Genomic DNA, 1320 nt, shown 5'->3' on the forward strand with positions numbered 1-1320 from the left:
CTGAACAGCCCCGGATTTCGAGGAGGCACCAACTCTTGAGAAGATGGAGCCATGAACAAGTCACCGAAGTTCTCCCCGGAAGTCCGCGAGCGCGCCGTTCGCATGGTGCAGGAGCACCGAGCCGACTACCCGTCGCTGTGGGCAGCCATTGAATCGATTGCGCCCAAGATTGGCTGCGTGCCGCAGACCTTGAATGACTGGGTCAAGAAGGCCGAGGTCGACAGCGGCCAGCGCCCCGGCACCACCACGGCAGACGCCCAGCGCATCAAGGAACTGGAGCGTGAGGTCAAAGAGCTGCGCCGGGCCAACGACATCCTGAAGACGGCCAGCGCGTTTTTCGCGCAGGCGGAGCTCGACCGCCGATTGAAGTCTTGAAGAACTACATCGACCGCCACCGTGATGACTACGGGGTCGAGCCCATCTGCCGGGTGCTGCAGATGGCCCCGTCGTGTTACTGGCGCCACGCAGCCCGGCAACGCAACCCGCAACTGCGCAGTCAACGCGTCCAGCGTGACGAGGGTTTGAAAGCCGACATCCAGCGCGTGTGGCACGCCAACTGGCAGGTCTACGGGGCCGATAAGGTCTGGCTGCAGATGAACCGCGAGGGCATCGCAGTGGCGCGCTGCACGGTCGAGCGCCTGATGCGTGCCATGGGCTTGCAAGGAGCACGCCGTGGCAAGACAGTGCGCACCACCACGCCGGACACATCGGCACCGTGCCCGCTGGACCACGTCAACCGGCAATTCAAGGCCAGCCGGCCCAACGAGCTGTGGGTGTCGGACTTCACCTACGTCTCCACCTGGCAGGGCTGGTTGTACGTGGCCTTCGTGGTGGACGTGTACGCCCGGCGCATCGTGGGCTGGCGGGTCAGCCGCAGCATGCAAACGGACTTCGTGCTGGATGCGCTGGAGCAGGCGCTGTATGACCGCCAGCCAGCAGCCCATGCCTTGACGCACCATTCCGACAGGGGCAGTCAATACGTTTCCATACGCTACACCGAACGCTTGGACCAGGCGGGTATCCAGCCATCAGTGGGCAGCCGGGGTGACAGCTACGACAACGCACTGGCCGAGACCATCAACGGGCTGTACAAGGCCGAGCTGATTCACCGCCGGGGACCCTGGAAGACCAGGGAATCCGTGGAGCTGGCCACCCTGCAGTGGGTGCACTGGTTCAATCACGTCCGACTGCTCACGCCGATTGGGGGCATCCCTCCGGCAGAAGCTGAGGCAAACTACTGGAGGCAACTCGCCGTCAGCGACACCTCGACAGAGGTGTCAACTTAAACCAATCGGCCTCCTTGAAAGCCGGGGCGGTTCA

1 protein-coding gene and 1 other annotated feature are annotated in these 1320 nt (G+C 63.6%); the gene reads left to right on the top strand.

All coding sequences use genetic code 11. The features are described 5' to 3' along the window. Positions 1-51 precede the first annotated feature (51 nt). A protein-coding gene (locus tag ACX12L_RS22910) for an IS3 family transposase (RefSeq protein WP_085945337.1) occupies positions 52-1286 on the top strand; the annotation gives its coding sequence in 2 pieces (ribosomal slippage) (positions 52-340 and positions 340-1286; 1236 coding nt in all). Further along, positions 330-446, top strand: a sequence feature (AL1L pseudoknot). (Overlaps the previous gene by 117 nt.) Positions 1287-1320: the final 34 nt, after the last annotated feature.

The sequence above is a fragment of the Alicycliphilus sp. T452 genome (genome assembly GCF_054512775.1).